A 653-nucleotide genomic window follows, 5' to 3' on the forward strand; every position below is an offset into this window, starting at 1 on the left:
CGTTGAACCATCCACCACTGTCGTAGTTGAACTATCTAACACTGCCGTTGTACCATTTAACAATGCGGTTGAACCATCTACCACTGGCACAGTTGAGGCACCTGCCAATGTCAAAGAGGAATCACCTGCAAATGTCAAAGAGGAATCACCTGCAAATGTCACAGTTGAACCACCTGTCACAGTAATAGTTGAACCACTTGTCACTGTAATAGTTGAACCATCTGCCGTTGTTACTGTCATTGAACCACCTGACACTGTCACTTTCATATTTGAACCATCTGCCAATGCTATGGTTTCGCCATCTGTCAATGCCATAGTTTGACCAGCTGTGAATATCAAAGTTGAACCCCCTGTTCCTATCGTAGTTGAACCATCTGTTCCTATCGTAGTTGAGCCACCTGTTCCTGTCGCAGTTGTACCATCATTTGCAGAAGCTAGTGATCCTGAATCAATTGTAGTAACGGGTTTTATGGTAACTAATTGAGTTGTAGTCGCTGTAGCTACTGAGTCCTCTACGGTGGAGTAGGCTTTTATTGCTAATTCAAGGTTGGTTGAGACAGTTAAGTCCCCGCTTACCATAATGGCAAGATCCTGCAATTGGCTCGCACTGAGCGTATAAGTACCATCGGTATTAGCTACTAAAGCAGTCCCTC

General features: G+C 44.4%; 1 protein-coding gene. It reads right to left on the reverse strand.

Annotation, left to right across the window (positions count from 1 at the left end; genetic code table 11):
• On the reverse strand, window positions 1-653 hold a 653-nt coding region (locus tag DGG96_RS15820; protein WP_205872623.1), incomplete at both ends, for a hypothetical protein.

It is taken from the genome of Legionella qingyii, assembly GCF_003184185.1.